Raw genomic sequence first — 25,028 nt, forward strand, 5'->3', positions numbered from 1 at the left:
CAGACCGTCAAAGGAACATGCCGCCCGAGGCTTCGATGCGCTGGCCGTTGATCCAGCCCGTCTCATCGCTCAGCAATGCCGCCACGGCACCACCGATGTCATCGGCTTCGCCCACGCGCCCCAACCCGGTGTTGCTCGCGACCATCTGATGCACGCCCTGGTTGTCGCGCACCGTGCCGCCATTGAAGTCCGTGGCAATGGCGCCCGGGGCGATCGTGTTGGCGCGAATGCCGCGCGCCCCCAATTCCTTCGCGAGATAGCGCGAGAACACCTCGATGCCTCCCTTCATCATGGCGTACGCCGACGCATTCGGCAGCGTAAAGCGCGCCAGACCGCTCGACACGTTAAGAATGCGCCCCCCGTCGGCAATCATGGGCAGCAAGGTCTGCGTGAGAAAGAACGGTCCCTTCAGGTGCAACTTCACCAGAAAATCGAACTCCTCTTCCGTGGTCTCGGCAATCGACTTGTGCAGCCCCGTGCCCGCGTTGTTCACGAGGAAATCGAACGTATCGCGCTGCCAGACTTCCTTGAGGAGGCGTTTGACTTCGGCGGCGAACGGGGTGAACTGAGTGGAATCGGAGGCGTCCAGCGCGAGCGCCACGGCATTCGCGCCCATTTTGGTGATCTCGGCGACCACCGCTTCGGCTTCGGCACGCTGGCTGCGGTAGGTAAGGATGACGTCGGTGCCTCGTTGCGCCACGGCCAGTGCCGAAGCGCGACCAAGGCCGCGGCTGCCGCCGGTAATAAGTGCGATCTTGCGGGTCATGGTGATTCTCCTGAATGCGGTTTGCGTCGGGCACCGCGGGTCGGTGCTGCGCCGGTTGAACACATCGGACAGCCACTCGGGCCGCCCATCCTGTCTATCTCGTCTGCCGCGCCTGAATGGACACGTTGCGTGCCCGTCGCGTATCGCCGTATGGGACGCTCACATCAGATGTCGCGGTATGTTCAACATGCTATTGCATCGAATTTCACCAATAAATCCACCGAATATGATTACACTGATCAAATTCCAATAACAATGACGTATCCGCATCAACGGATTGTCGGATTGCCGGATTGCCGCCATGCATCAGATCGACGCCATGCGCATCTTCGTGCGCGTTACCGAGACGGGCAGCTTCACGCAGGCGGCCGACAGCCTTGGCCTGCCGCGCGCCAGCGTGTCCAATGCCATCAAGCAACTCGAAACGAAGCTTGGCACGCGTCTGCTGCACCGGACCACGCGCCGCGTGCAACTCACGCAGGACGGGCAGGCGTGCCTCGAGCGCTGCAAGGATCTGCTCGCCGACATGGAAGAGTGGGAAACGATGTTCGTGCCGCGCGGCGAGGCGCTCACGGGACGCCTCCGTGTCGATCTGCCGGCAACGCTCGCGCGCACGACCGTCATTCCGCAGTTGCCGACGTTCCTGGCGCAACATCCCGCGCTGCGCGTAGAGCTGTCGAGCACCGACCGGCGCGTCGATCTCGTGCGCGAAGGGTTCGATTGCGTGCTGCGCGTCGGGGCCGTTGCCGAATCGACATTGATTGCAAGACCGCTCGGCCATATGCGTCAGATCAACGTGGCCAGTCCGGCTTACCTCGAACGCTACGGCGTGCCTGCCACGCTGCAAGACCTGAGCGCACACCGCCTGATTCACTACACCACGACGCTGGGTACCCGCCCGACGGGCTGGGAGTACCACGACGGCGAGCGTTACACGCAATGGCCGATGGACGGCGTGCTGACGGTCAATAACGCCGACGCCTATCAGGCCGCGTGCCTTGCCGGGCTCGGCCTGATTCAGGCGCCGGAAGGCGGCGTCCGCGCCCTGCTCGCCGATGGCACGCTGCGCGAGGTGATGCCCGAGTTTCAGGCGGAGCCGCTGGCGGTATCGCTGCTCTATGCCAACCGCCGACATCTGCCGCGCCGCGTGCAGGCGTTCATGAACTGGCTCGCCGATCTGCTGACGCCTCGCCTGACGACGTTCGGCGGCCCGACAACGCCGCAATAAGGTCGGCGGCCCGCTTACAGTCCCTGTTCGACCATGGCCACGAGCCGCTGCCCCAGCGCATCGACCTGGGCATCCGGCAGATCGCGCAAGGGGCCATCGATGACGAGTACCGACAGGCCGTGCACGGCCGCCCACGCCAGATACTCCGCACCGGGTCGCTGCGCCGCATCGATGATGCCCGCCTCGACCATACCGTCGAGCGCGGCCCCGAGCAGTTCGAACGGATTCAGTCCGCTCGCCCCGGCCTTTTCCGGGCCACCGGCCGAGCGCACGTTCTCCGACGGTGCAAACGCCGTGCGGAACAACCCCGGCTCGCGTCGCGCGAAATGCAGATAGCCGATACCCACTGCTCGCAACACGGCGCGTGAGCGTGCCGCGCCATCGGGCAGCGACGTCGCGTCGATCGTCGCCTGCTCGTGTTCGATGGCCACCGCCAGTTCGGCAAGCGCCGCAGCGCGCACCGCGTCGAGCAAATCCTGACGATTCGCGAAGTGCCGATACGCGGCGTTGGGAACGACCCCGGCGCGGCGCGTCGCTTCCCGTAGGATCACTGCATCCGGACCGCCGTCGCGCGCCAGCGCAATCCCCGCTTCCAGCAATGCCCGACGCAGGTCACCGTGACGGTATGTCGCGCGCACCGGGCCGGACGTTGTTTCTTGTTCTGACATGACTACCTCTTGTGGACAGTGTCCATTATGTCTGCTATTGTTTGTGTACACTGTCCACAAAGGCAAGTTGCACTGCGTCATCGGTCCGTGGACGACGTCACATTCGCGACCCGGCAGCAGAGGCACTATGGTGTGTCTATGTACCGAGGTATCGACGACGTGGGACCGATGACAGGTTCCTGGCCGGGTGCCGTCACTCCCTAACCCCTTCCGGCCCCTTTTGATTCCGACACATCGAGGAGCGCTCCATGCAAGTTCATTCCTATCTGTTTTTCGAAGGCCGTTGTGAAGAAGCGATCGATTTTTATGTCAAGACGCTGGGGGCAAAGCCCGGCATGCTGATGCGGTATGGCGAAAGCCCGGAGTCTTGCCCCGAAGGCATGCTGCCGCCGGGCAGCGAAAACAAGATCATGCACGGGGAGTTCTTCATCGGCGAATCGATGGTGATGGCCTCCGATGGCATGGCGAGCGGCAAGCCGAAGTTCGAAGGCTTCGCGCTATCGGTGGATTTCACCGAAGTCGCCGCCGCCGAAAAGGCGTTTCGCGCACTGGCCGAAGGCGGCGAGATCAACATGCCGCTGGGAGAGACGTTCTTCGCCAAAACGTTCGGTATGGTCAAGGATCGTTTCGGCATGAACTGGATGGTGATCGTGCCGAAGGAAATGCCCAAGGGCTAAGGCGCAAGCGCGGGTATCTTCGGCTGCGGGATACCGCGCCGAAGCACGCCGAACATGCGGGTTCGGGATCGACGGCGGTCCCAACGCCCGCATTTTTTGCGTCGCCGAACGTGTCCGACAAGTTCGTCACGCCTGTGCTATCGTCGCCGCCATGCCATCCGTGATCTCAATCAAAAATCTGTCGAAGACGTACGCGACAGGTTTCCAGGCGCTCAAGAATATCGACCTGGAAATCCAGCGCGGCGAGATCTTCGCCCTGCTCGGCCCGAACGGCGCCGGCAAAACGACCCTCATCAGCATCATTTGCGGCATCGTGCGCGCCAGCGAAGGCACGGTCACCGTCGACGGACACGACATCGTCACGGACTACCGTGCCGCGCGTGAAGCCATCGGCCTCGTGCCGCAGGAGCTGACCACCGATTCGTTCGAATCGGTGTGGGCCACCGTCTCTTTCTCGCGCGGCCTGTTCGGCAAGCCGGCGAATCCCGCTTACATCGAAAAAGTCCTGCGCTCGCTCTCGCTGTGGGAGAAGAAGGACAGCCGCATCATGCAACTGTCGGGCGGCATGAAGCGACGCGTGCTGATCGCCAAGGCGCTCTCGCACGAACCACGCGTGCTGTTTCTCGACGAGCCGACCGCCGGGGTCGACGTGGAATTGCGCCGCGACATGTGGCGTCTCGTGCAATCGCTGCGCGAGACCGGCGTGACGGTGATCCTCACCACGCACTACATCGAAGAGGCCGAGGAAATGGCCGACCGCGTGGGCATCATTACCGGCGGGCAAATCACGCTCGTGCAGGAAAAGACCGAACTGATGCGTCACATGGGCAGCAAACAGCTCTCGCTGCAACTGACCGAGCCGATTCCTGCGGTGCCCGAAGCGCTTGCCGGTTACGGCCTCACACTTAGTGAGAACGGTAGCGAACTCGTGCTCACGTACGACGCCAATATCGAGCAGACGTCCATCGCCGCCTTGCTGCGCGACATGGAACGTGCCGGGATTTCGGTCAAGGACCTGCACACGACGCAAAGCTCGCTCGAAGACATTTTCGTCTCGCTCGTGCACAAGAAAGAAGGATGAGCCGCGCCATGAATCTTTACGCTGTCAGGGCGATTTACAACTTCGAGATGGCGCGCACGCGTCGCACGCTGATGCAGAGCATCATCTCGCCGGTCATCTCGACCTCGCTGTACTTTGTGGTTTTTGGCGCGGCCATCGGTTCGCGCATTCCGGAAATCGAGGGCGTGCCTTACGGCGCGTTCATCGTGCCGGGCCTCATCATGCTCTCGCTGCTCACGCAGAGCGTGACGAACGCCTCGTTCGGCATCTATTTTCCGCGCTTCACCGGCACGATCTACGAGGTGCTGTCGGCGCCTGTGTCGTACATGGAAATCGTGTGCGCCTATGTGGGCGCTGCGGCCACGAAATCGATCATTCTCGGGGTCATCATGCTCGGCACGGCCGCCCTGTTCGTGCCGCTGCGCATCGAGCATCCGCTCTGGATGATTTTCTTTCTGGTGCTCACGGCGGTCACGTTCAGTCTGCTCGGCTTCATTATCGGGATCTGGGCGGATGGCTTCGAGAAGCTGCAACTCGTGCCCTTGCTCATCATCACGCCGTTGACGTTCCTCGGTGGCAGCTTCTATTCGACGAGCATCCTGCCGCCGTTCTGGCGCGCGGTCACCCTGTTCAATCCGGTCGTGTATCTCATCAGCGGTTTTCGCTGGAGCTTTTACGGGTTGGCGGACGTGAGCGTAGCCGTAAGTCTCGGTATGACGCTGCTGTTCCTCGCGATCTTCCTCGCCATCGTGGCGTGGATGTTCAAGACGGGCTACCGACTCAAGAGCTGACGGCTCATGATCGCGCCGGGGGTCGCCCGGCGCGGTTCCCCCGCGCTTACACCGGCGGCGTTTCGCGAAACGCCGGCAAGGCTTCGGCCTGCGCCGCAAACTTTTCAATCTCCGGAAAGTCGCGGCTGAAATCGATTTCCGGCAGCATCATTTGATGGAAACGCCACGCCACGGCGATCGTGACACCGTGCTCGCCGATCTGGTCGGGCGTTGCCACGACCGGCACCTGCGCCAGTTCCTTTTCCAACGCATGAAACGCCGCACGGACCTGCGTGCGCACGCGATCTGTCCACGGCGCATGGCGCTTTTCGCTCGGACGCAATTCACGCTCGTACACGAGTTGCACGGACTTCTCGCATGCCGCGAGCGCCAGTCCGGTCAGACGCAGCGAACGCACATGCGCCGCCGGGTCGACAGGCACCAGCCGCTGCGCAGGATCGACCAGCGATTCGAGGTACTGCAGGATCAGCGTGGAGTCCATCAGCACCGTACCGTCGTCGGTCACGAGCGTGGGCGCCTTCACCACGGGGTTGATGCTGGCGAACTCGTCGAACGTCCGGAATACCGACAAGGGTCGGTGCTCGAAAGGCAGGCCCAGCAACTTCAGACAAATTGCAGTACGGCGAACATACGGGGAATCCAGCATTCCTATCAACTGCATCTCTTTTCTCCTTGTTATCGCGCTTATGGACGGATTATGGACGGCTCATGGGCGGCGTACGGGCAACGTGCAGGCGGCCCGTGGACGGCTTGCAGACGCCTTGTGACCGGTTTCGCCGATGATACATGACGGGTAGAATGGACCGCATGGCCGATTCGACAGGGAGACGTTTCATGAACATCCTGATGGTTCTGACCTCGCACGACCGCCTCGGCGACACGGGCAAGAAGACCGGCTTCTGGCTCGAAGAATTCGCCTCGCCTTACTACGTGTTCATCGACGAAGGGCTTGCCGTCACGCTCGCATCGCCGGCCGGCGGCCAACCGCCGCTCGACCCGAAGAGCGACGAGCCCGACGCCCAGACGGAAGCCACCCGACGCTTTCGCGACGACACGGAAGCCAAGACGGCACTTGCCAATACGCTGAGGCTGGCGGACGTGAACGCGGACGACTACGACGCCGTCTTCTACCCTGGCGGCCACGGCCCGCTCTGGGATCTGGCGCAAGACCCGCACTCCATTCATCTGATCGAAGCCTTCGAGCGCGCAGGCAAGCCCATCGGTTTCGTCTGCCACGCGCCGGGGGTGCTGCGTCAGGTGCGCGCGGCCAACGGCGAGCCGCTCGTGCGCGGACGCCATGTGACCGGCTTTACCAACGATGAAGAAGCAGCCGTCGGCCTGACCGACGTGGTGCCGTTTCTGGTCGAGGACGAACTCAGGCGTCTGGGCGGCCTGTATGAGAAGGCGGGCAACTGGGAATCGCACGTCGTCGGCGATGGGCGTCTGGTGACGGGTCAGAATCCGGCGTCTTCGGAAGAGGCGGCGCGCACGGTGCTCGCGATGATGGAGCCGCGTCTGCCATGAGACAACCCTCGGCAGCCGTGGACATCCGGCGCCTCGTTCCCACCGACGCGCTGGCGTTTCAGGCGCTGCGTCTCGCGGGATTGCAAGCGCACCCGGAAGCGTTCGGATCGAGCTACGAGGAAGAGAAAGACTGGCCGGTCGAGCGTGTGCGCGAATGGCTGACCGCGCGCCCGGACGCCGGCGTCTTCGGCGCCTTCGAAGACGAACGGCTCATCGGGGTGCTCGGGTTGGGACGCCAAACCCGCAGAAATTTCGCGCATGTGGGCTTTCTGTGGGGCATGTACGTTCAGGCGAGCGCCACGGGGCGAGGCGTCGGGCGAAGGCTGCTCGAAGCCGCACTCGCCCTTGCGCGCTCTCAGCCCGGGCTGCGCCACATCACCTTGCAGGTCAACGCCGACAATCGCGCGGCCATCGCCCTGTATCAGTCGTTCGGCTTCGTCGAGATCGGGCGCGAGCCGGATGCCATGCGCGTTGGCAACGGCTTTTGCGACGACATCCGCATGTACCTGCCGATCGCCACGCACTGACGCTGGTGCATTGGTGCATTGGTGCATTGACCTTAGCGCCGGCCAACGGCGCAGTGCGTCTGCGAAAGCACCGAAGGCGGCACCGACGAGGTATTGACCGTCGCTGCCGCCTTCGTCATTCAGGCGCTCGCATGTGTGCGCCGAGCGTCAGACCGGCTGCATCTCGAACGGCCCCAGGTAATCCGTCTTGCCCACGTCCACGCCTTGTGCACGCAACAGGTCGTGCGTGGTCGTCACGTGGAAATAGAAGTTCGGCAACGCAAACTTGAACAGGTAATCGACGGCGTCCATCGTGGTCTGATGCGCCTTGAACCGCAACGTGACCTGACGCGACTCGGCCCCTTCGAAACGATCTTCCAGAATGCCCGCAACGAAGGCCTCCGTGTTGGCGATGCGATCGCGCAGCTGATCGAACGTCGTTTCGTTGTCTTCGAACTTCGGCGCCTCTACACCCGTCAGACGCGCCACCGCGAATTTCGCCGTATCGCTCACGCGCTGGATCTGCCCGATGAAATCGAGCATGTCCGGTGCGAGTCGGGCCTTGAGAATCGAATCCGGATCGACGGCTTTGGCTTCGCAGTGCGCGCGAGCCTTCTTGATGTAGTCGGCCATGACGGTCAGGCCGCGCAGATAGACGGGAATGGTGGCGCGGTAAAGGGAAATCGACATCGGGAACTCCTCGAAGATGGCATAGCACGTAGCACGCGGGGGCGTGATACGCATCCATGCTATCAGCGCCCCCGAATTCCTGCCGCGCACCGAAGCGATTCCTGAAATACAAGAGGGCTTCCTCTAGGGAAAATCCTATCGTTCGCGATGGGACATCCCTTTGCAAGTCCCGCTCCGAACGTCTCCCGAAACGCTCAAACCGGAAAAGGATCCTGCAGTATGACGAGTCCGCTGACCCTCACCTCATCGAACGGCAACCATACGCGCTCATTGAGCGATGAGACGATCGTGAAGTGCATGTACGCCGCGAACGAGAAGGCGCTGGACAGCCTGTGGAGCCGCCTGAAAGATTACTTTCTCGGCACCCACAAGAGTGACGTCAAGCACGCGATCTACACGCTGGCCAACGCCAGCGAATTCAGCGATCAAATCAGAGCATTCAACGTGGTCGTGAGCTGCATCGATCCGGGGGACCTTCATCGTGTGTCGTGGAGGCTAGACGCCCAGCAGGTCGTCGGTTTTCAGATCGGCGATAACGACTTCCCTATGGCCAACGATACGCAGAATTTCATGAAAGATGTCATGCCATTGAGTCTCGATGCGAAGTGCCGGATGTTGCGCACAATTCGCGTCGGAGAGTCGCAGGCGCTGGCAACGCCGGAGCATTTTGGACTCCATATTGAAAAGGTGACGAGTCCACCGAAAAGTGTCGCGTTCTTTCACGAAATGCAGGCGCGCGACGTGGAAATGAGAGGGCTTCCGGCGCTGCTCGATGCGCTGCAAGTCATCGGGCTGCATCAGGAATCGCCTCAGGCGGTCAAGGACACGCTGAAGGAGCAACTTGCGGCGTCGGACGGCGTGCTGTTCGCTCCGAGAATGGAACGTAACGTCGAGAACCTGGTGCGTCTGGTCCGGGCGATGAACGATCGTCACTGACGCACGGCCGTCAGAACGGAACTCGTGCGATAGCCCCCCCCGTCAATCGCCCCCCCCAATGCGCAACATGAGCGCAACATGAGCGCAACATGACAACCCAAAGGAGCCCCACCGATGTCAGTTTCACCGGCAACGCCCTCGATCGGTCTGCTCGGTCTCGTGCCGCGCAGCCTCAGCGCGGACACCGTCGCCGCTTGCACGAAGAACGATATTCAATACCAGTTGAACACGTTGTGGGAGCGGATCAAGGACTGGTTTCTGGGCACCCACAAGGTGGCCGCCACCACAGCCATCCACACGATGGCGACGACGACCTCGGTCAGTGCGCAGATCGGCGCTTTCCTCGACCTGATCGGCCATGTCAGGCCGGAGCACCGCGATCAGTTGAAGTGGTGTGCCGGAGAGGGCGAGGCCCCCTACTTCATGATCGGCGACACCGTGATTGCGTCGGCGAAGGATTGGTCGGCGCGCACACCGATGCAGCTGAGTACGCCGGACATGGCCCGCATGCTGCTGGCTACCCATCACCGGGAAACGCCGCTGTTGCTGACGTTCCTCCAGATCGATGTCAGCGCCGCCCCGCAAGCGCGCCCGACCATGACACCGGAGGACGACGACGATGTCGTGTACGTCGACATGGACGCCCATACCGACTTTCTTCGCGACGCGCCCCTGCTCAGGGACGCGCTGGAATTCATCGGTATGCACCGTAACGACGAAGACTGCGAACTGTCGCGCAGTCTCGGGGAAGCGGTTGCGGCCCAGTGGCGATCGATGGGGCTTTACCTCATCGAGTCCGCCGATGGCGAGTCGACGCAGGGCGCCGACACCATGGGCGGCATGGCGCAGAACGTCATGGTCGTGACGACGGACCTGTTCCACGAGCATCAGCAAGTGAAGCGCAATGCCGCACCGGGCAGCGGTGGAAGCGCCGGAAGCGCTTCGATGCGACCGCTTGCATGACAGCGTCGACGCCGACCGAATCCCCCGTCCGTCATCTCAAGGAGCCATCAAGATGGCAACGCCCATTCCGAATATCACGCTCAGTCTGAGTGGCGGGTACGGCTGCGTGCTCGACGCAAAGACTGTCGAGACATGCACGACGACCCACGACGCCGACGCGCTGACCAGCCTCTGGGGAAAAATCAAGGACTGGTTCTTCGGCACCCACGCCGAGGCGGCGAAAAGCGCGCTGCATCAATTGGCACATCCCACGTCGCCCGAGGCACAGTTCGACGCGTTCGCCAGACTGCTCGAATACGTCGCCCCTCAGGACCGCGGCAAATTGACGTGGCATGTCGAGGAGAACAAGGCGCCCTGCTTCCGGGTGGGCGACTACGCGTTCGATGCGCCGAACGACTGGCTAAGCCAGCGCCTCACGCAGCAGTCGGCGCCCGACATGGCGCGACTGTTGTTGTCCCTGCACTATCGCGACACGCCTGTCCTGAGTGACCTGGGCAACTCCTGCCTGAACGCGCTTGCCGAACGTGCGCTGCGCATGACCGGCACCGACGATGTCGCGCTGAACGCCGAGGTAATATTCGAGTCGTTGCGCTGGCAATTGCCGGATCTGAATCGTAAGCCGGCCCTCGTCAATGCGTTGGGGCTCATCGGCATGCAAGGCAACGACGAGCACGATGCGCTGGCCGACGCCGTCGCAGAGGTCGTCACGCAAACGCTGCTCAGCGGTATCGACGCACCCGACGAGGACTTGCGCCAGATCGCCGGAGTCGCTGGCAGCTATGCCGGTGGGCTGGTGCGCCTGACCACGCAAATGAGCCGTGATCGCGACGCATTCATACGCGTTTGGCTCGCGCTCAATCTGCCGCTCAATACCTCGCTGCGCCACAACCGCATGCCCGTCGACAGTGATGCCGAAGCCGCTATCGGGAATGTTGTCGGGGGTGTCGCCGGGGGTGTAGCAGGCGCGACGGATCTTCCGTCCTGATCGGCGGCAACGAAAGCAATAAGACACCATAAGGCGCAATAAGACGTTCGGACGGTGGCCGCCAGGCGTCGGCGCGTTGCACCATGGCGGGTCGACGGGAAGCCCTGCGTCGTGGACAGATGATATGCTCCATCGGCGTCCAGGGCTTCCCGGTTTTGCGCTGTCTGCCCTGCAAGGGGGCGCAACATTCGCCACGCATGCCGACACAGGAGCTGCCATGGGTTCCCCCCGCCATATCCCCTCTGCGACCGAAGCCGCCACACTCGCGCGCGCATGGGTCGGTCACTTTTCGAAACCCGCTGCCATCGGCATGACGCTCGCCTTCGTGGCGGGCTACGTCGACGTCGTCGGCTTCATCGCGCTCTTCGGGCTCTTCACGGCACACGTGACCGGCAACTTCGTCATGATAGGCGTGCAGCTCGTGGCAAGCACGCATGTCGGTGTCGTCGCGAAGCTGCTCGCGTTGCCCGTGTTCGTGATCTTCGTCGCGATGGTCAAGGTCATCGTGCAGGGCTTCGCGAACACCGACCGGCGCCCGCTGCGACTCCTGCTCGTCGTACAGACGGTATTGCTGCTGGGATTCATGGTTGTGGGCATGGCGGCGCAGCCGATCGTCTCGGCCGACGCCCCGCTCGCGATCCTCTCCGGCATGTTCGGCGTGGCCGCGCTCGCGATTCAGAACGCGATCGGACGGCTCGTGCTCTCCGATCTCGCCCCCACCACCATCATGACGGGCAACACCACGCAGATCGTGATCGACATGGTCGAGCTCGCGAGCGGCAACAGCGGCGACGGTAGTGCCGCAAAGGCGCGGCTGCGCAAGATGCTGCCCGCGTTGGCGGCGTTCGCCGTGGGCGCCATCTTCGGCGGCTTCGCCTATCACGGCGCCGGGTTCTGGTGTGTGCTGCTGCCCGTTGTGCTGCTCGTCGCGCTCGCGATCGCCAACGAGTAAGGCCACCGTGAGTGCGCACCTGCGCGATAATGCGGGTCTTTCACGCCCGCCGGCGTTCGCCGACACACGCTAATGCACGCCGATGCACGCTGATGCAGGGTCGGCATCCGTCGATGTCGCACACCGGCCAATTGCGGAATTGCCGAATTGCCGCGCACTCGCTGCGGGCGGGCCGCAAACGTCACAGGAATTTGTCATGAAGCTCGATTCTCAGTGGGTCCTCGTCACCGGTGGGGCCCGAGGGCTAGGCGCCGCCATCACGCGCGCCGTTGCGCAGGAAGGCGCTGGCGTCGTCATCAACTATCTGCGTAGCGATGTAGCCGCGCGCGAACTCGTCGACTCGCTCGGTGCGCTCGGCCAGCGTGCGATCGCCTTGCAGGCCGACGTGACCGACGCCGCAGCCGTCGCCCGTCTTTTCGCGCAAGCGCGCGAGCGCACCGGCGCGCCGATCGTCTCCGTCGTCAACAATGCGCTTGCCGACTTCCGCTTCGACGGCGATGCCCGTCCCAAGCTGGCCGACATTTCGTGGACGCGTTTCGCGCAGCAACTCGAAGGGGCCGTCAAAGGCGCACTCAATACGATGCAGGCCGCCCTGCCGGGCATGCGCGAAGCCGGTTTCGGACGCATCGTGAACGTGGGCACCAACCTGTTCCAGAACCCGGTGGTGCCGTACCACGATTACACGACCGCCAAGGCTGCCCTGCTCTCGCTCACGCGCACCGCGGCCAATGATCTGGGCCCGGACGGCATTACCGTCAACATGGTCTCGGGCGGCTTGCTGCGCGTGACGGACGCCAGTTCGGCAACGCCTGAAGCCGTGTTCGATCTGATCGCCGGCCTCACGCCGCTGCGCCGGGTCACCACGCCCGAGGAGTTCGCCGACGCGGTGTTGTACTTCCTCAGCCCATGGGCGCGCGCCGTCACGGGGCAGAACCTCATCGTCGACGGCGGGCTGGTGAAAGGCTGAAGGCCGGCGCGACGAGGCAGCGTCCCTACGCAATGCGCTGAACGCGTCCATGCATTGGCCGGACGCGGTAAAATTGCGACCTTTGTAAGCGCCCGCTTCCGTTTCCGACCCGGCGAAGCCGCGCCTTTCTCTTATCCCCAAGCCCCGACATCAGACAGTGACCGCCTCTTCCGTCATCCCTGCCGACATTCCAGACGTTCCCGACGTTCCAGACGCTGACGACGCCACCGATCATCAGGACACCATCCACGAAGACCGCCTTTGGCGCGACGACGGGTGGACGGCGAAGGTCGTCAAGAACGAGGAAGACGACGGCTGGGCCGTCGCCATGTTCAAGGACGGCGAGTCGGAACCGGCCCTCGTGGGCCCGTGGACGATGGGGCGTGACAAGAAGAGTCCGAAACCGCTCGACGTCAACGCCTTCCACACGCTGGTGAAAACGGCCGCCGAGGTGTTGCGACGTCACGAGCAGCAACTGCGTGCACAGTTGCACAAACGGGTAAGCGTCGATGGTCCGGATGGCGACATCGAGGTCACGCTGGACATTGTGCCGGACGACTACGATCCCTACGCCATGCTGAGCGCCATCGACCGGTTTGGCGAGACCATCGCCACGGTCAAGGTGCCACCGTCGTTCAAGCTCTCGCGCAACAGCGCCCGCGCCTGGATCGACAACGACTTCCAACGCCCCCAGTAAGCGCCCGCTCACCGCTGATCGCGCTCGCCTGTCTATCCCATCACTGCGGATACCGGGATAACTGCCCGTCTGGCTGCCCTTCCCGACACCACCTAAGATGTGCCTCACCGACGAGGACACCGTGCCGCCGAACGTTCGCAAAGGACACGCATCGTGCAAGCGGGCGCTCACACTGCACGGTGTCTTCGCGGGCATGCGGGCATTTGCGAGTCTTTGCCAACACATCCGAGACAACACATCCGAGACAACACATCCGAGACGTCAGGAGACCTCATGAAACGTTTTCACATCGCGCTTGCCGTGCGCGATCTCGACGAATCCATCACCGATTACTCCGCCCGCCTCGGCCAGCCGCCGTCGGCCGTGGTGCCAGGAGCGTACGCCATGTGGCGCACCGACTTGCTCAACTTCTCGATCAATCAATCGCCGTCGCGCGCGGGCGAATTGCGACATGTTGGCTTCGAGGACGACGACACGCCCGGGTATTCGAGCAGCACCGACTGCAACGGCCTGCTGTGGGAAGCGTTCTCCGCCGCCGAGCAGGACCGTCGCATAGTGAGCACTTACGGGGTAGCGGTTCGCGACTGACCCAAGCGAAAGGGGGACCGCAATCCCCCTTTCTCCCCTCGCCCGCCGCGCGCACGCATGCACGTACAGTGCGTGCCGCTTGGGCCTCAGAACGCTATCCGAGCCAAATCAGGCCGGTACTTCGTCCGAATCGTCGACCACATCGCCGTAGCCCGGCAACGGACGCTGCCAGCGCTGTGCGATGAACACGCCAACGAGCGCCACACCGCCACCGATCACATGAAACGTGTGTAATTGCTCACCCAGCAGCACCACCGCGATCGCTGCCGTCATCACGGGCAACACGTTGATGAACATGCTGCAACGGTTCGGCCCCAGATGCCGAATGCCCTGAATCCACAGAATCGGCAGCACGATCGACGCCCCCAGCCCTGCATACAGCACCAGCGGCACCGTCGCCGCATTCAGTTGCGCCTGACCGGCAGGGACCAACGCCAGCATCGGGATCATGGTCACGAGTGCGGCCCACGCCTGCACGTAGGTCGACTGTGCGGGCGGCACGGCCACGTGCCAGCGACGCAGCAGCACGCTGTACAGACCATACGACGCCGATGCGATCAGCATCAGAATGTCGCCCAGATGGACACCACCGTCGAGCAACGTCGACGGATGTCCCTGACCGATCAGGTACACCAGGCCCGCGAGCGAGAGCAGACCGCCTACGAGCATGCCGAGCGTGGGCGGCTCACGCAGCAGCACCACGCTCCACAGCAAAGTGAGCAACGGCGCAAGCGCGGTCACGATCGCCATGTTGGTGGCGGTCGTGCTGTGCGCGGCGAGGTACGACAGGCTCTGATAAAACGACATGCTCAGAAAGCCGAGGAAGGCGAGCTTGGCCAGTTGCGGCCTCACGTGATGCCAGTTGCGCGCTAGCGGACGAATCACGAACGGCGTCATCACGACGAGCGCCAGCACCAGCCGGTAGAACGTGATGGCCGACGGCGCGATGGTCGTGGCGGAGAGTTTGGAGACGATGACATTGCCGGCCCACAACAGCATGGCGCCGAGCGGATACAGGAAATACCCCATGACGAATTCCCACAGGTTTGACAAAGGAAGCGCCATCGTCCGCGATGCAGGAAAGACCGTCTCACGCTAAAATCACAAAACCTGTCTCGAAAAGGACACGCCGTTTTGCCGGTGCTGCTTTTCCGGTGCCTTTCCGGCGCTTTTCCGGAGCTTTTTTTGCCCATCCGGTTTTTACGTCGCTTCTTCCAACGCTTCGCCCCAATCGAATTCGATCATGAAGGCCGTCCGGCGGATCATCGATCCTCGACTCACCGACCATCTGCGCTTCGAGAGCACCCCCATGCCCATGGCGGCCATGGCGGTCGACTATGCGCATAACGAGTTCATCGCATCGCACTCCCATCGGCGCGCGCAATTGCTCTATGCGATCGAGGGGGTGATGATCATTGCGTCGGCCTCGGGACGTTGGGTCGTTCCGCCCACGCGCGGGGTCTGGATCGCCGCCGGGCTGGAGCATACGGTTCGCATGAGCGGCAACGTGAAGATGCGCACGGTGTTCGTCGAGCCCGGCAGTGAGCCGCTGCCCGACAGAAGTTGCGTGGTCGAGATTACGCCGCTCATGCGCGAACTGATTCTCGCCGCCATCGAGATCCGGCCGGATTACGCTGCAGACTCGCGGGACGCCCGCCTCATGCGATTGTTGCTCGACGAACTGATCGCGCTGCCCGTCTTGCCGCTTTACCTGCCATGGCCGAGGAATGCGCGTCTCGCACGCGTGTGCGAGCAGTTGATGGAGGACCCATGCAACGACGCCACCATCGAGCATTGGGCCAACGAGGCAGGACTCTCCGCGAAGACGTTTCAGCGACGCTTTTCCACGGAAACCGGACTGACCTTCGGGCGCTGGCGTCAGCAGGGCCGCCTGCTGCAAGCGCTGGAAGCCCTCGCGCGTGGGGAGAAGATCGTGAATGTCGCGCTCGACCACGGCTACGCGAGCCAGAGCGCCTTCGCCGCCATGTTCAAGCGCCACTTCGGCGTGCCACCATCGTCGTTTTACCGGTAATTACCGATAATTATCGATAATGACGGAAACGCCTCGACAGGAGACATCCCCATGCATTACCTGCTGACTTACGAACTCGTCGACGACTATCTGGCGCGGCGCGGCCAATATCGCGATGCGCATCTGGCACTGGCGTGGGCGGCTGCCGACAGAGGCGAATTGCTTCTGGCCGGCGCACTCGAATCCCCCGTCGACACCGCAGCCCTGCTATTCGAAGGCGAGTCGCCGGCGGCCGCGGAAGCCTTCGCGGCGGCAGATCCGTACGTCGTGAATGGTCTGGTGAAGTCGTGGCGCGTGCGGCCGTGGAAAACGGTCGTCGGGAAGACGGCGAGCACGCCGGTGCGGTGAACCGGCGCGAGCGTCGTGATGGCAGCGGGCACGGGATCGCGGAATCCGCCGCACAAAAACAAAACGCGCTTGGCGGTTAAACCAAGCGCGTTTGTCGACAACCGATTGCGCGTCGCGTTCCCGGAGTTTTCCGAAACCACGCCACTAAATCTGGCGTCCCCTAGGGGATTCGAACCCCTGTACTCACCGTGAAAGGGTGATGTCCTAGGCCTCTAGACGAAGGGGACCTAAATCTTCGTTTTGGTGGAGGTAAGCGGGATCGAACCGCTGACCTCTTGCATGCCATGCAAGCGCTCTCCCAGCTGAGCTATACCCCCGTACGGCGAAGAAGTGAGACTATAGCGTGCTTTTTCAATCTTGGGAAGCCCCCCACCAAAAATATTTCGGATAGCGTAGACGTCACGGCAGCCACCCGACCGGCATGTGCTTCGCTCAACACTGCCCGAGCTACCGCCGCCGCGCCTGCCCGGCGGCATTACCGGCTCAGCCCGCGCGCCTCGATCGGCCACAGCGCCTCGACTCGCCCGTGCCGCACTGCCACATAGCGGTCGTACAGATTCACGGTGGGATCGCAATGCCCCGGCACCAGCAGAATGGTTTCGCCCAGCCACGCGGCACTGTCCTCCCCGGGCGACGCAAGTTCGAGCACGCCGTGCTCGTCGGACGCCGTCCGGTAATGCGGCTTGCCTGCCTGCTGCGACGACCAGAAGCGCGGCAGCCCGGAATCGGTCGCCACGCTCTTGAGTCCCGCGTCGCACACGATGATGCCCTTGCGGGCGGTACTCATGATCGTGGACGCCAGGAAGAGACCGTGACGAAAACGCCAGTCGTCGCGCCATTCGAGCGCCCCGTAATGACCGTCCAGAAACACATACGATCCGGGCTGAATCTCGGTGTAGACGCCGCTTTCGATATCGAACTCCGCCGTCCCGGTGCCACCGCCCGTCACCACCGGGCAGGCAATCCCTCGCGCTTCGAGAAACCGCACGTAAGCCGAAGCCCGGTCCGCCGCCAACCGCGCCGTATCGCGACGCTTGTCCCAGCTTTCGACGTGCTGCGCGCTGCCGTGATAGGCCTGCAGGCCGCCGAAGCGCAATCCTTCGTAATGATCGATGGCGTCGACCAGTTGCGCCACGGCATCCGTCGAATCCACGCCGCAGCGTCCCTGCCCCACGTCGACCTCCGGCAGTACGGCAATGCGCACCCCGGCGCGCTCTGCCGCCTTGCCGAGCGGCGCGACCTGACGCACGTCGTCGACACAGACCGACAGCGTCACACGCGAGGCCATCGCCACGGCCAGCGCGACACGCGCTTCGCCAACGAACTCGTTGCTGATGTGGATGTTCCCGATGCCCGCGTTGACGAACGGGATCGCCTCCGTCACCTTCTGGCAACAGATCCCCACGGCGCCCGCCGCCAGCTGGGCGCGCGCAACGTTCACCGACTTATGCGCCTTCGCATGCGGGCGCACCGCGACACCACGCGCGGCCGCCGCACTCGCCATGCGTTCGACGTTCGCATCGAATGCATCGAGATCGAGCAGTAAAGAGGGGGTCGCCACCTGCGCGAGCGAGTCGCCCACGCGCGCGACCGGCGGTACCGCAACGCCGCCAGCGGCAGCGTTGACGGCTATCGACGTCGTATTGACGGAATCTGGCATCACAATCCTTCGAATGGCGTTCGCAGAAAATGTCGGCAATCAGGCAGACGAAGCACGCGAATCAGGCGAGGCAGGCCAGGCACCCGAGCCGCCCGGCAAGGCACGCGCCAGCACACACGCCACATGCAACGCCTGCGTCTGCGCACCGTCATGAATCTGATGACGGCAACTGGTGCCGTCTGCGACGACGATGGCGTTTTCGCTGCGTTGTCGAATCGCCGGCAACAGCGTGAGTTCCGACATGGCGCGCGACGTGTCGTAATGTTCGGCCTCGTAACCGAAGCTGCCTGCCATGCCGCAGCATGACGACTCGATCGATGATACCTTCAGCCCCGGCACCCATCCAAGCACCGCCGTGACGGGAGAGTAAGCATCGAACGCCTTCTGATGGCAGTGACCGTGCACCAGCGCTTCGCCCACGCCGTCAGGCAGCGCTTGCCAGGCGATGTCCAGACGCCCTGCCGCCTTCTCCCGAACCAGAAATTCCTCAAACAGGAACGCGTTGTCTGCCAACCTGCGGGCCGCATTGCCGAAGCCATAGCCGAGCACCTCGTCGCGCAACGACAGCAGGCACGACGGCTCCAACCCCACGATGGGCACGCCGCGCTCGACGAACGGCATTACGGCGTCGAGCAGGCGACGCGCTTCCGCCTTCGCTTCGTCCACCAGCCCGGCTGCGAGAAACGTGCGCCCGCAGCACAGCGGCCGCTCGCCGGCACGCCGGTTCACGTGGACGGTGTAGCCCGCCGCTTCGAGCACCTGCCTCGCGGCACGCGCATTCTCGGGCTCCATATAGTTGTTGAACGTGTCGACGAAGAGCAACACGTGGCGCCCGGCGTCGGCGCCGCCGCACGCGTCCTCAACCATGCCCAGCGGCGTCTGCCCCTCAAGGAAAGACCGTTTCAGCGCAGGCACCGAGCGCTCCAGCGCCAGACCCAGCCAGCGCTTTGCCGCGTTGCCACCCGGCAGACGCTGCGCCGCATCGAGCAGTCCGCCCACACGGCTGGCCCAGGGCGCGTAACGCGGCAGGTAAGCGATCAGCTTGTCGCGCAGCGACACGCCATGCCGCTTCGCGCGCGCATGGCGCGCCTCGATCTTGAATCGCGCCATGTCGATGCCCGTCGGACAATCCCGCTTGCAGCCCTTGCACGACACGCACAGATCGAGCGCGGCCTTGACCTCGTCGCTCGCGAGCCCGTCCTCCCCCAACTGACCGGAGACAGCAAGACGCAGCGTGTTCGCCCGCCCCCGCGTCACATGCTGTTCGTCGCGCGTCACGCGATAGCTTGGGCACATGGTGCCCGCGTCGAACTTGCGGCAGTGGCCGTTGTTGTTGCACATCTCGACGGCAGACGCCAGACCGTGCGTGGCGTCGCTGCCGGTATCCGGCGCGCTCTGCTCGCCGCTCAGCGCGTCGCGCCTGACGTTCCATGCGGTCCAGTCGAGCGCGGGCGTCATGGGCCTGGCCGCGTAGCCCGGTGCGAAACGGAACAGCTCGCGGGTGTCCATCTTCGGCGGGCGCACCATCTTGTCCGGATTGAAGCGGTTCTCCGGATCGAACAGTTGCTTGATCTCGCCGAACGCCGCATTGATGCGCGGGCCGTATTGCCAGGCCACCCACTCGCCCCGGCACAGACCGTCGCCGTGCTCGCCCGAGTAGGCGCCCTTGTATTCGCGCACGAGCGCTGCGGCCTCCTCGGCGATCTCGCGCATCTTCACCGCGCCGTCGCGACGCATATCCAGAATCGGGCGCACATGCAGCGTGCCCACGCTCGCGTGCGCATACCAGGTGCCCTCGGTGCCGTTGCGATGGAACACTTCGGTCAGGCGTCGCGTGTACTCGGCCAGATGTTCCAGCGGCACGGCGCAATCTTCGATGAAGGACACCGGCTTGCCGTCGCCCTTCATGCTCATCATGATGTTCAGGCCCGCCTTGCGCACTTCCCACAGGGCCTTTTGCGGTCCGGCATCGGGCATCTTCACCACGCTGTCGGGCAATCCGAGATCGCCCATCAACGTGGCGAGATCGTCGAGTCGCGCCCGCAGCGCCGCCGGATCGTCGCCCGCGAACTCGACCAGCAGAATCGCCTGCGGATCGCCCGTGAGCGCCTTCTCGATCACCGGACGGAACGCCGCGTTGTCCATGGCCAGATCGATCATCGTACGATCGACGAGTTCCACCGCCACCGGCCCGAGTTTGACGATGTGCTGCGTGAGATCCATCGCCTGATAGAACGTGGGGAAGTTCACCACGCCGAGCGTCTTGTGCTGCGGCAGCGGTGCGAGCTTGAGCGTGATCTGTCGGCTGTAGGCGAGCGTGCCTTCCGAGCCGACCAGCAGATGCGAGAGATTGGCCACGCCGTCGTCGGTGTACGCGCGCGGATTCAGACAATCGAACAGATCGAGGTTATAGCCCGCCACGCGACGCAGCACGCGCGGCACGCGCTCGCGCATCTCCTCCTGCTCGCGCATGGCGATCTCGTGAACGCTGGCGAGCAGCGCCTTCGTGCGTGTGTCTGTGGGCGGGGTGTGCAACGAGCCGAAGTGCAGTTGGGCGCCATCGGCCAGCACAGCATCGATGGACAGCACGTTGTGCACCATGTTGCCGTACTCGATGGAGCGCGATCCGCATGAGTTGTTGCCCGTCATGCCACCGATGGTGCATTGCGCCGCCGTCGACACGTCGACCGGAAACCACAGGCCGTGCGGTTTGAGCCACGCATTCAGATGATCGAGCACGATGCCCGGCTCCACGGTAATCGTTCGCGCTTCGGCATCGAACGCCACTACGCGATTGAGCCATTTGCTGTTATCGATGACGAGTGCTTCGCCGATGGTCTGCCCGCACTGGCTGGTTCCCGCGCCGCGCGCGAGCACCGGCACCTGCTGATCGCGGGCAATGTCCAGCGCACGAATCAGATCTTCCTGATCGCGTGGCACGACCACGCCAATAGGGAAGATCTGGTAGATCGACGCATCGGTCGCATAGCGGCCACGGCTCGCGCGATCGAAGAGCACGTCACCGCGAAGTTCGCGGCGCAGGCGTTCCTGCAATGGGGTGAGCGCTACGCCGCCGCGCTGCATCGGCATCAGATGCACGGGCTGACCCACGACATTCGGGCGGGCCGGGAGATGGGATTCACGGGCGTTCGGTTGGGAATTCATGGCGTGACTGGCATTGAGCTGGCGGGGCGGGAGGCGTCGCAATCGCGAAGGCCGAATCGACGGCGCGTCCGACGCGGGCGAAGTCGCCCGGCCATGATGTTGCGGGGGAAGTCATTCGACTTCGGTCGGCACCGCCTGGCGCCGCGCACGCGGAAACTTCCGGCGTGCGCGGCGATCAGGCGAGCGTCATACGTTCCTGCATTCACGGGTCGTGAACATGTCAGGCGGGCTGGCGAGCGTTGCTTGCCTTGGCGGCATCGCCCGCCATCGAGAACTTGCTCTCAGGTTGCATACGGAAGGCCAGCACCACCCCCACGGCCATCAGGATCATGCTGCCCACGAACGGCAGTTCCCAGTTGCCCGTGCGGTCGATGAGGTAGCCGGAGAGCACGGGCGAGATGATCGCCGCCAGTGCCGAGCCGGTGTTCATCATGCCGCTGGCGGTGCCCGAATACTCCGGCGCCACATCCATCGGGATGGCCCACATCGGGCCGATCGTCATTTCGGCGAAGAAGAACCCGAACGCCAGACACGCCATCGAGACATACAGATGGTGCGTGAACATCATCGGCACGAGCGAAATGAGCGTCAGCAGCATGCACACCGACACCATCCAGCTGCGCGCACGCTTCAGATTGCCCGTGCGCTCGTAAAGCTTGTCGGTGACGATCCCGCCGAGCGTGTCACCGACCACACCGGCAAAGAACACGCTCGACGCGAACAACGCCGACTTCTTCAGATCGAGGTCGTAGCTGTGCAGGAAGTACTGCGGAATCCACGACAGGAACAGCCACAGTGTCCAGCCATAGCAGAAGTACACGATGGTCACGGGCATCATGCGCCTGAACAGCGGCCCCCACGGCACCGAGCCGCTCTTGGCCTTGAGCGCGGGCAACACGGCGAGTTCTTCCGTCGTAATGCGCGGATGATCCTGCGGACGTTCCGTGAAGGTCAGCGCCCACAACGCGACCCAGATCAGGCTGACGATACCGCACAGGTAGAACGACTCGCGCCAGCCGTGCGTAGCCATGATGAACACCACCACGGCCGGCGCCACGGCGTTACCGATGCGCGACGCCGCGTGCGTGATCCCCTGCGCGAAACCGCGCTTTTCCTTCGGAATCCAGCGCGACATGGCCGACGTGGCCGCCGGGAACGTCGCCCCTTCGCCCAGCCCCAGCAGCAAGCGCGCGAGCAGCAGCGTGACGAGACCGCCGGCCATGCCGGTCAGGATGGTCGCCACGGCCCAGAGCGCGCCGCACACGAGCAGCGTGCGTTTGGCGCCGAAACGGTCGCTGACCCAGCCGCCGATGATTTGAAATACCAGATAGGGGTAGGCAAATGCCGAGAAGACAAGACCGATTTCAGTCTTGGAGAGATTGAATTCCTTGCCGAATCCGGCCGCAGCCGTACTGACGTTGACACGATCGAGGTAGGTGATGAAATACATGACGCATAGCATCACCAGCACGACCCTTGTCGCTCTGAAAAGCTTCATTGCATGTCTCCTGAAACATCCCGTGAAGCGCGGCTGCGGCATGCGGCCAGCGCAAAGGTGTTGCTGCGTCACGGGCCTTTCTGTACTGAAGCCCTGTGACGCGTGAATGACAATAAAAGCGTTCACTTCAGAGGCGATGCTCGCCGTGCAACATCCCCTCTTGTCCCCTGATAAGGACTACTAACGGCATGTCAGGCGGCGGCCTTGAGCAACGGCGCAGTTTTGGCCTGTGCCAGGTAGTCCATGGCGGCGACGACACCGGAGGCTGCCAGCTTCACGCCGGAGATTTGCAGCCCCATTTCGCAGCCCGAGAGCGTAGCCATGAGCGTGAGATCGTTGCAGTCGCCGAGGTGACCGATCCGGAACATCGTGCCGCGAATCTTGCCGAGCGCCTGACCGAGCGACATGTCGAAGCGTTCGTAGATACGCTTGCGCACCTCGTCGGCGTCCACGCCTTGCGGCATCACGACACCGGTGAGCACCGGGCTGTACACCGCCGGGTCCTGACACTGGATCTCGAGCCCCCAGGCATTGACCGCGCGGCGCGTTGCCTCGGCCAGACGCTGGTGGCGCGCAAACACGTTGTCCAGCCCTTCTTCCAGAATCATGTCGAGCGCTTCGGACAAGCCGTACAGCAGGTTGGTGTTCGGCGTGTACGGCCAGTAGCCGTTCTTGTTCGCTTCGATGATTTCCTGCCAGCCCCAGAACGCCCGCGGCAACTTCGCTTGCTTGCCGGCTTCGAGCGCCTTCGGCGACACCGCGTTGAAGCTGATGCCCGGCGGCAGCATCAACCCCTTTTGCGAACCGGAGACGGTCACGTCCACCCCCCATTCGTCGTGACGATAGTCCGCCGAGCCGAGACCCGAGATGGTGTCGACAAGCAGCAGCGCCGGGTGCCCAGCGGCGTCGATGGCACGACGCACCGCTGCGATGTCCGACGTCACGCCGGTGGAAGTCTCGTTATGCACCACGCACACGGCCTTGATGGCATGGGCGGTGTCGGCGCGCAGGCGCGCTTCGATCATGTCCGGCTGCACGCCACGGCGCCAGCCTTCGGTGCCCGGCAGGCCAATGAACTCGGGTTTGAGGCCAAGGTTTTCGGCCATCTTTTTCCAGAGCGTCGAGAAGTGCCCGGTCTCGAACATCAGCACATGGTCGCCAGGCGAGAGCGTATTGGACAGCGCAGCCTCCCACGCGCCGGTACCCGATGCCGGATAAATCACGACCGGCTGCTCCGTCTTGAAAATCTTCTTGATGTCGGCGAGCACCTTGCGACCCAGTGCGCCGAACTCGGGGCCACGATGGTCGATCGTCGGATAACTCATCGCGCGCAGAATGCGATCCGGCACCGGGCTCGGGCCTGGGATCTGCAGGAAATGGCGACCCGAGGGGTGGAAATCGAGCTTCAGCATGAACGTCTCTCTCCTCTTGAAAATTCGTTTTGAATTTTGCATTCAAAATACTTTAGCAGAGCCGATGGCTTTCGCAAGGGGTGAGAAGCGCTTTTAATACAGTCGTTTACCCTAGAGATACGGACGCCTGATACCGTGCGTTACAATCCCGGTCACGCGCTTTGACGATGCCTTGATGATTTTGAATGCAAAAAATGGATAACACGTCGACGATTGCCGCCCCCGAGATTCCGCGTGTCGAGCGCTTGCGGTTGCACGACACGGTCGTCGAGCACCTGCGCCGCCTCATCATCGAGGGCGTGCTCAGCCCCGGCGTCAAACTCAACGAACGCGAGTTGTGCGAGACGCTCGGCATCTCGCGCACCCCGTTGCGTGAGGCCTTCAAGGTGCTTGCCGCCGAGGGACTGATCGAGATTGCGCCGAATCGCGGCGCGAGTGTCGCGCGCATGACGGAGAAGGAAATCCGGGAGATGTTCGAGCTCATGAGTGCGCTCGAAGCCTTTTCGGGAGAACTGGCGGCAGAACGGATGACATCGGTAGAGCTTGCCGAAATCAAGGCGTTGCATTACGCCATGCTTGCGTGCCGCGCGCAGCAGGATCTTCCCGGCTATTACGCACGTAACCAGGCCATTCACGACCGCATCAACGAAGCGGCGCGCAACGGCGCGCTGCGTCAGACTTATGTGTCGATCAACCGTCGCCTGATGGCGCTGCGCTTCCGTTCGAACTTCCATGCGGACAAGTGGGATCGCGCCATCGACGAGCACGAACAAATGATCGATGCCCTCGAAAAGCGCGACGGCAAGCGACTGGGCGAAATCTTGCGCAAGCATCTGCTCGCCAAGCGCGACGCCGTGCTGCAAATCCACGCCGACCCGGCGAGCGATGCCCCGAGCAACTGACGCCGCAGGGCGA

General features: G+C 63.3%; 25 protein-coding genes and 2 tRNA genes. 16 read left to right on the forward strand and 11 right to left on the reverse strand.

Annotated elements, in window-relative coordinates:
- Nucleotides 1-7: 7 nt before the first annotated feature.
- Nucleotides 8-766 (reverse strand): SDR family NAD(P)-dependent oxidoreductase, encoded by a 759-nt coding sequence (locus tag PCA31118_RS21685; RefSeq protein WP_150627074.1) that lies wholly within the window; start codon nucleotides 764-766, stop codon nucleotides 8-10.
- A 301-nt stretch (nucleotides 767-1,067) separates the two neighbouring features.
- On the opposite strand from PCA31118_RS21685, the gene PCA31118_RS21690 reads away from it, so the two are divergent.
- Nucleotides 1,068-1,994, forward strand: a complete 927-nt coding sequence (locus PCA31118_RS21690) for a LysR family transcriptional regulator (RefSeq protein WP_150627075.1) — start codon at nucleotides 1,068-1,070, stop codon at nucleotides 1,992-1,994.
- Between the two features lie 14 nt (nucleotides 1,995-2,008).
- Here the strand turns inward: PCA31118_RS21690 and PCA31118_RS21695 are convergent, their stop codons facing one another.
- The gene (locus PCA31118_RS21695) at nucleotides 2,009-2,662 is read right to left on the reverse strand and encodes a TetR/AcrR family transcriptional regulator (RefSeq protein ID WP_150627076.1); all 654 of its coding nucleotides are present in this window, start codon (nucleotides 2,660-2,662) and stop codon (nucleotides 2,009-2,011) included.
- 248 nt (nucleotides 2,663-2,910) lie between these two features.
- On the opposite strand from PCA31118_RS21695, the gene PCA31118_RS21700 reads away from it, so the two are divergent.
- From PCA31118_RS21700 to PCA31118_RS21710, 3 genes are all read left to right on the forward strand, one after another.
- A complete protein-coding gene (locus PCA31118_RS21700) occupies nucleotides 2,911-3,339 on the forward strand; it encodes a VOC family protein (RefSeq protein ID WP_150627077.1) in 429 nt (142 codons plus the stop codon).
- Nucleotides 3,340-3,490: 151 nt separating this feature from the next.
- A complete protein-coding gene (locus PCA31118_RS21705; protein WP_150627078.1) occupies nucleotides 3,491-4,420 on the forward strand; it encodes an ABC transporter ATP-binding protein in 930 nt (309 codons plus the stop codon).
- An 8-nt stretch (nucleotides 4,421-4,428) separates the two neighbouring features.
- Nucleotides 4,429-5,190: an ABC transporter permease gene (locus PCA31118_RS21710; RefSeq protein WP_150627079.1), complete on the forward strand. Its 762-nt coding sequence runs from the start codon at nucleotides 4,429-4,431 to the stop codon at nucleotides 5,188-5,190.
- A 46-nt stretch (nucleotides 5,191-5,236) separates the two neighbouring features.
- Here PCA31118_RS21710 and PCA31118_RS21715 read toward each other — a convergent pair whose 3' ends face one another.
- Entirely contained in the window at nucleotides 5,237-5,851 is a 615-nt protein-coding gene (locus PCA31118_RS21715) for a glutathione S-transferase (protein ID WP_150627080.1), read from the reverse strand.
- Nucleotides 5,852-6,024: 173 nt separating this feature from the next.
- Here PCA31118_RS21715 and PCA31118_RS21720 point away from each other — a divergent pair, with 173 nt between their 5' ends.
- Nucleotides 6,025-6,714 (forward strand): type 1 glutamine amidotransferase domain-containing protein, encoded by a 690-nt coding sequence (locus PCA31118_RS21720; protein WP_044456559.1) that lies wholly within the window; start codon nucleotides 6,025-6,027, stop codon nucleotides 6,712-6,714.
- The gene (locus PCA31118_RS21725; protein WP_246190366.1) at nucleotides 6,711-7,241 is read left to right on the forward strand and encodes a GNAT family N-acetyltransferase; all 531 of its coding nucleotides are present in this window, start codon (nucleotides 6,711-6,713) and stop codon (nucleotides 7,239-7,241) included. The genes PCA31118_RS21720 and PCA31118_RS21725 overlap by 4 nt, the downstream gene beginning before the upstream one ends.
- 147 nt (nucleotides 7,242-7,388) lie before the next feature.
- Here the strand turns inward: PCA31118_RS21725 and PCA31118_RS21730 are convergent, their stop codons facing one another.
- A complete protein-coding gene (locus tag PCA31118_RS21730) occupies nucleotides 7,389-7,910 on the reverse strand; it encodes a DUF1993 domain-containing protein (RefSeq protein WP_150627081.1) in 522 nt (173 codons plus the stop codon).
- Between the two features lie 297 nt (nucleotides 7,911-8,207).
- Between PCA31118_RS21730 and PCA31118_RS21735 the strand changes: the two genes are divergently transcribed.
- From PCA31118_RS21735 to PCA31118_RS21765, 7 genes are all read left to right on the forward strand, one after another.
- A complete protein-coding gene (locus PCA31118_RS21735) occupies nucleotides 8,208-8,846 on the forward strand; it encodes a hypothetical protein (RefSeq protein WP_150627082.1) in 639 nt (212 codons plus the stop codon).
- Between the two features lie 114 nt (nucleotides 8,847-8,960).
- Nucleotides 8,961-9,809, forward strand: a complete 849-nt coding sequence (locus tag PCA31118_RS21740) for a hypothetical protein (protein ID WP_150627083.1) — start codon at nucleotides 8,961-8,963, stop codon at nucleotides 9,807-9,809.
- Between the two features lie 52 nt (nucleotides 9,810-9,861).
- The gene (locus PCA31118_RS21745; protein WP_150627084.1) at nucleotides 9,862-10,794 is read left to right on the forward strand and encodes a hypothetical protein; all 933 of its coding nucleotides are present in this window, start codon (nucleotides 9,862-9,864) and stop codon (nucleotides 10,792-10,794) included.
- 217 nt (nucleotides 10,795-11,011) lie between these two features.
- Nucleotides 11,012-11,746, forward strand: coding sequence for a YoaK family protein (locus PCA31118_RS21750; protein ID WP_150627085.1), 735 nt, complete (start codon nucleotides 11,012-11,014; stop codon nucleotides 11,744-11,746).
- Nucleotides 11,747-11,942: 196 nt separating this feature from the next.
- On the forward strand, nucleotides 11,943-12,713 hold the full coding sequence (locus PCA31118_RS21755; protein ID WP_150627086.1) for a 3-oxoacyl-ACP reductase: 771 nt from the start codon (nucleotides 11,943-11,945) through the stop codon (nucleotides 12,711-12,713).
- 187 nt (nucleotides 12,714-12,900) lie between these two features.
- On the forward strand, nucleotides 12,901-13,410 hold the full coding sequence (locus tag PCA31118_RS21760) for a hypothetical protein (protein ID WP_150627159.1): 510 nt from the start codon (nucleotides 12,901-12,903) through the stop codon (nucleotides 13,408-13,410).
- A gap of 273 nt (nucleotides 13,411-13,683) precedes the next feature.
- Complete coding sequence (locus PCA31118_RS21765) at nucleotides 13,684-13,998, forward strand: VOC family protein (RefSeq protein ID WP_150627087.1); 315 nt, start codon at nucleotides 13,684-13,686, stop codon at nucleotides 13,996-13,998.
- Between the two features lie 108 nt (nucleotides 13,999-14,106).
- On the opposite strand, the gene PCA31118_RS21770 is transcribed toward PCA31118_RS21765, so the two are convergent.
- Nucleotides 14,107-15,027, reverse strand: a complete 921-nt coding sequence (locus tag PCA31118_RS21770; protein ID WP_150627088.1) for a DMT family transporter — start codon at nucleotides 15,025-15,027, stop codon at nucleotides 14,107-14,109.
- A gap of 214 nt (nucleotides 15,028-15,241) precedes the next feature.
- On the opposite strand from PCA31118_RS21770, the gene PCA31118_RS21775 reads away from it, so the two are divergent.
- Entirely contained in the window at nucleotides 15,242-16,030 is a 789-nt protein-coding gene (locus tag PCA31118_RS21775; RefSeq protein ID WP_246190367.1) for an AraC family transcriptional regulator, read from the forward strand.
- A 51-nt stretch (nucleotides 16,031-16,081) separates the two neighbouring features.
- Nucleotides 16,082-16,378 carry a YciI-like protein gene (locus PCA31118_RS21780; protein ID WP_150627089.1) on the forward strand — a complete coding sequence of 99 codons (297 nt, stop codon included), beginning with the start codon at nucleotides 16,082-16,084 and terminating at the stop codon, nucleotides 16,376-16,378.
- A 151-nt stretch (nucleotides 16,379-16,529) separates the two neighbouring features.
- On the opposite strand, the gene PCA31118_RS21785 is transcribed toward PCA31118_RS21780, so the two are convergent.
- From PCA31118_RS21785 to PCA31118_RS21810, 6 genes are all read right to left on the reverse strand, one after another.
- Nucleotides 16,530-16,605, reverse strand: a tRNA-Glu gene (locus PCA31118_RS21785).
- Nucleotides 16,606-16,619: 14 nt separating this feature from the next.
- A tRNA-Ala gene (locus PCA31118_RS21790) sits at nucleotides 16,620-16,695 on the reverse strand.
- Nucleotides 16,696-16,853: 158 nt separating this feature from the next.
- Nucleotides 16,854-18,038 carry a DSD1 family PLP-dependent enzyme gene (locus PCA31118_RS21795; RefSeq protein ID WP_150627090.1) on the reverse strand — a complete coding sequence of 395 codons (1,185 nt, stop codon included), beginning with the start codon at nucleotides 18,036-18,038 and terminating at the stop codon, nucleotides 16,854-16,856.
- A gap of 39 nt (nucleotides 18,039-18,077) precedes the next feature.
- A complete protein-coding gene (locus tag PCA31118_RS21800) occupies nucleotides 18,078-21,203 on the reverse strand; it encodes an FAD-binding and (Fe-S)-binding domain-containing protein (RefSeq protein WP_150627091.1) in 3,126 nt (1,041 codons plus the stop codon).
- Nucleotides 21,204-21,423: 220 nt separating this feature from the next.
- Entirely contained in the window at nucleotides 21,424-22,701 is a 1,278-nt protein-coding gene (locus PCA31118_RS21805) for an MFS transporter (RefSeq protein ID WP_044456570.1), read from the reverse strand.
- 191 nt (nucleotides 22,702-22,892) lie between these two features.
- Nucleotides 22,893-24,113, reverse strand: a complete 1,221-nt coding sequence (locus PCA31118_RS21810; RefSeq protein ID WP_150627092.1) for a pyridoxal-phosphate-dependent aminotransferase family protein — start codon at nucleotides 24,111-24,113, stop codon at nucleotides 22,893-22,895.
- Nucleotides 24,114-24,298: 185 nt separating this feature from the next.
- On the opposite strand from PCA31118_RS21810, the gene PCA31118_RS21815 reads away from it, so the two are divergent.
- The gene (locus tag PCA31118_RS21815) at nucleotides 24,299-25,015 is read left to right on the forward strand and encodes a GntR family transcriptional regulator (RefSeq protein ID WP_150627093.1); all 717 of its coding nucleotides are present in this window, start codon (nucleotides 24,299-24,301) and stop codon (nucleotides 25,013-25,015) included.
- Nucleotides 25,016-25,028 lie beyond the last annotated feature (13 nt).

This window comes from Pandoraea captiosa (assembly GCF_902459775.1).
Classification (GTDB): Bacteria; Pseudomonadota; Gammaproteobacteria; order Burkholderiales; family Burkholderiaceae; genus Pandoraea; species Pandoraea captiosa.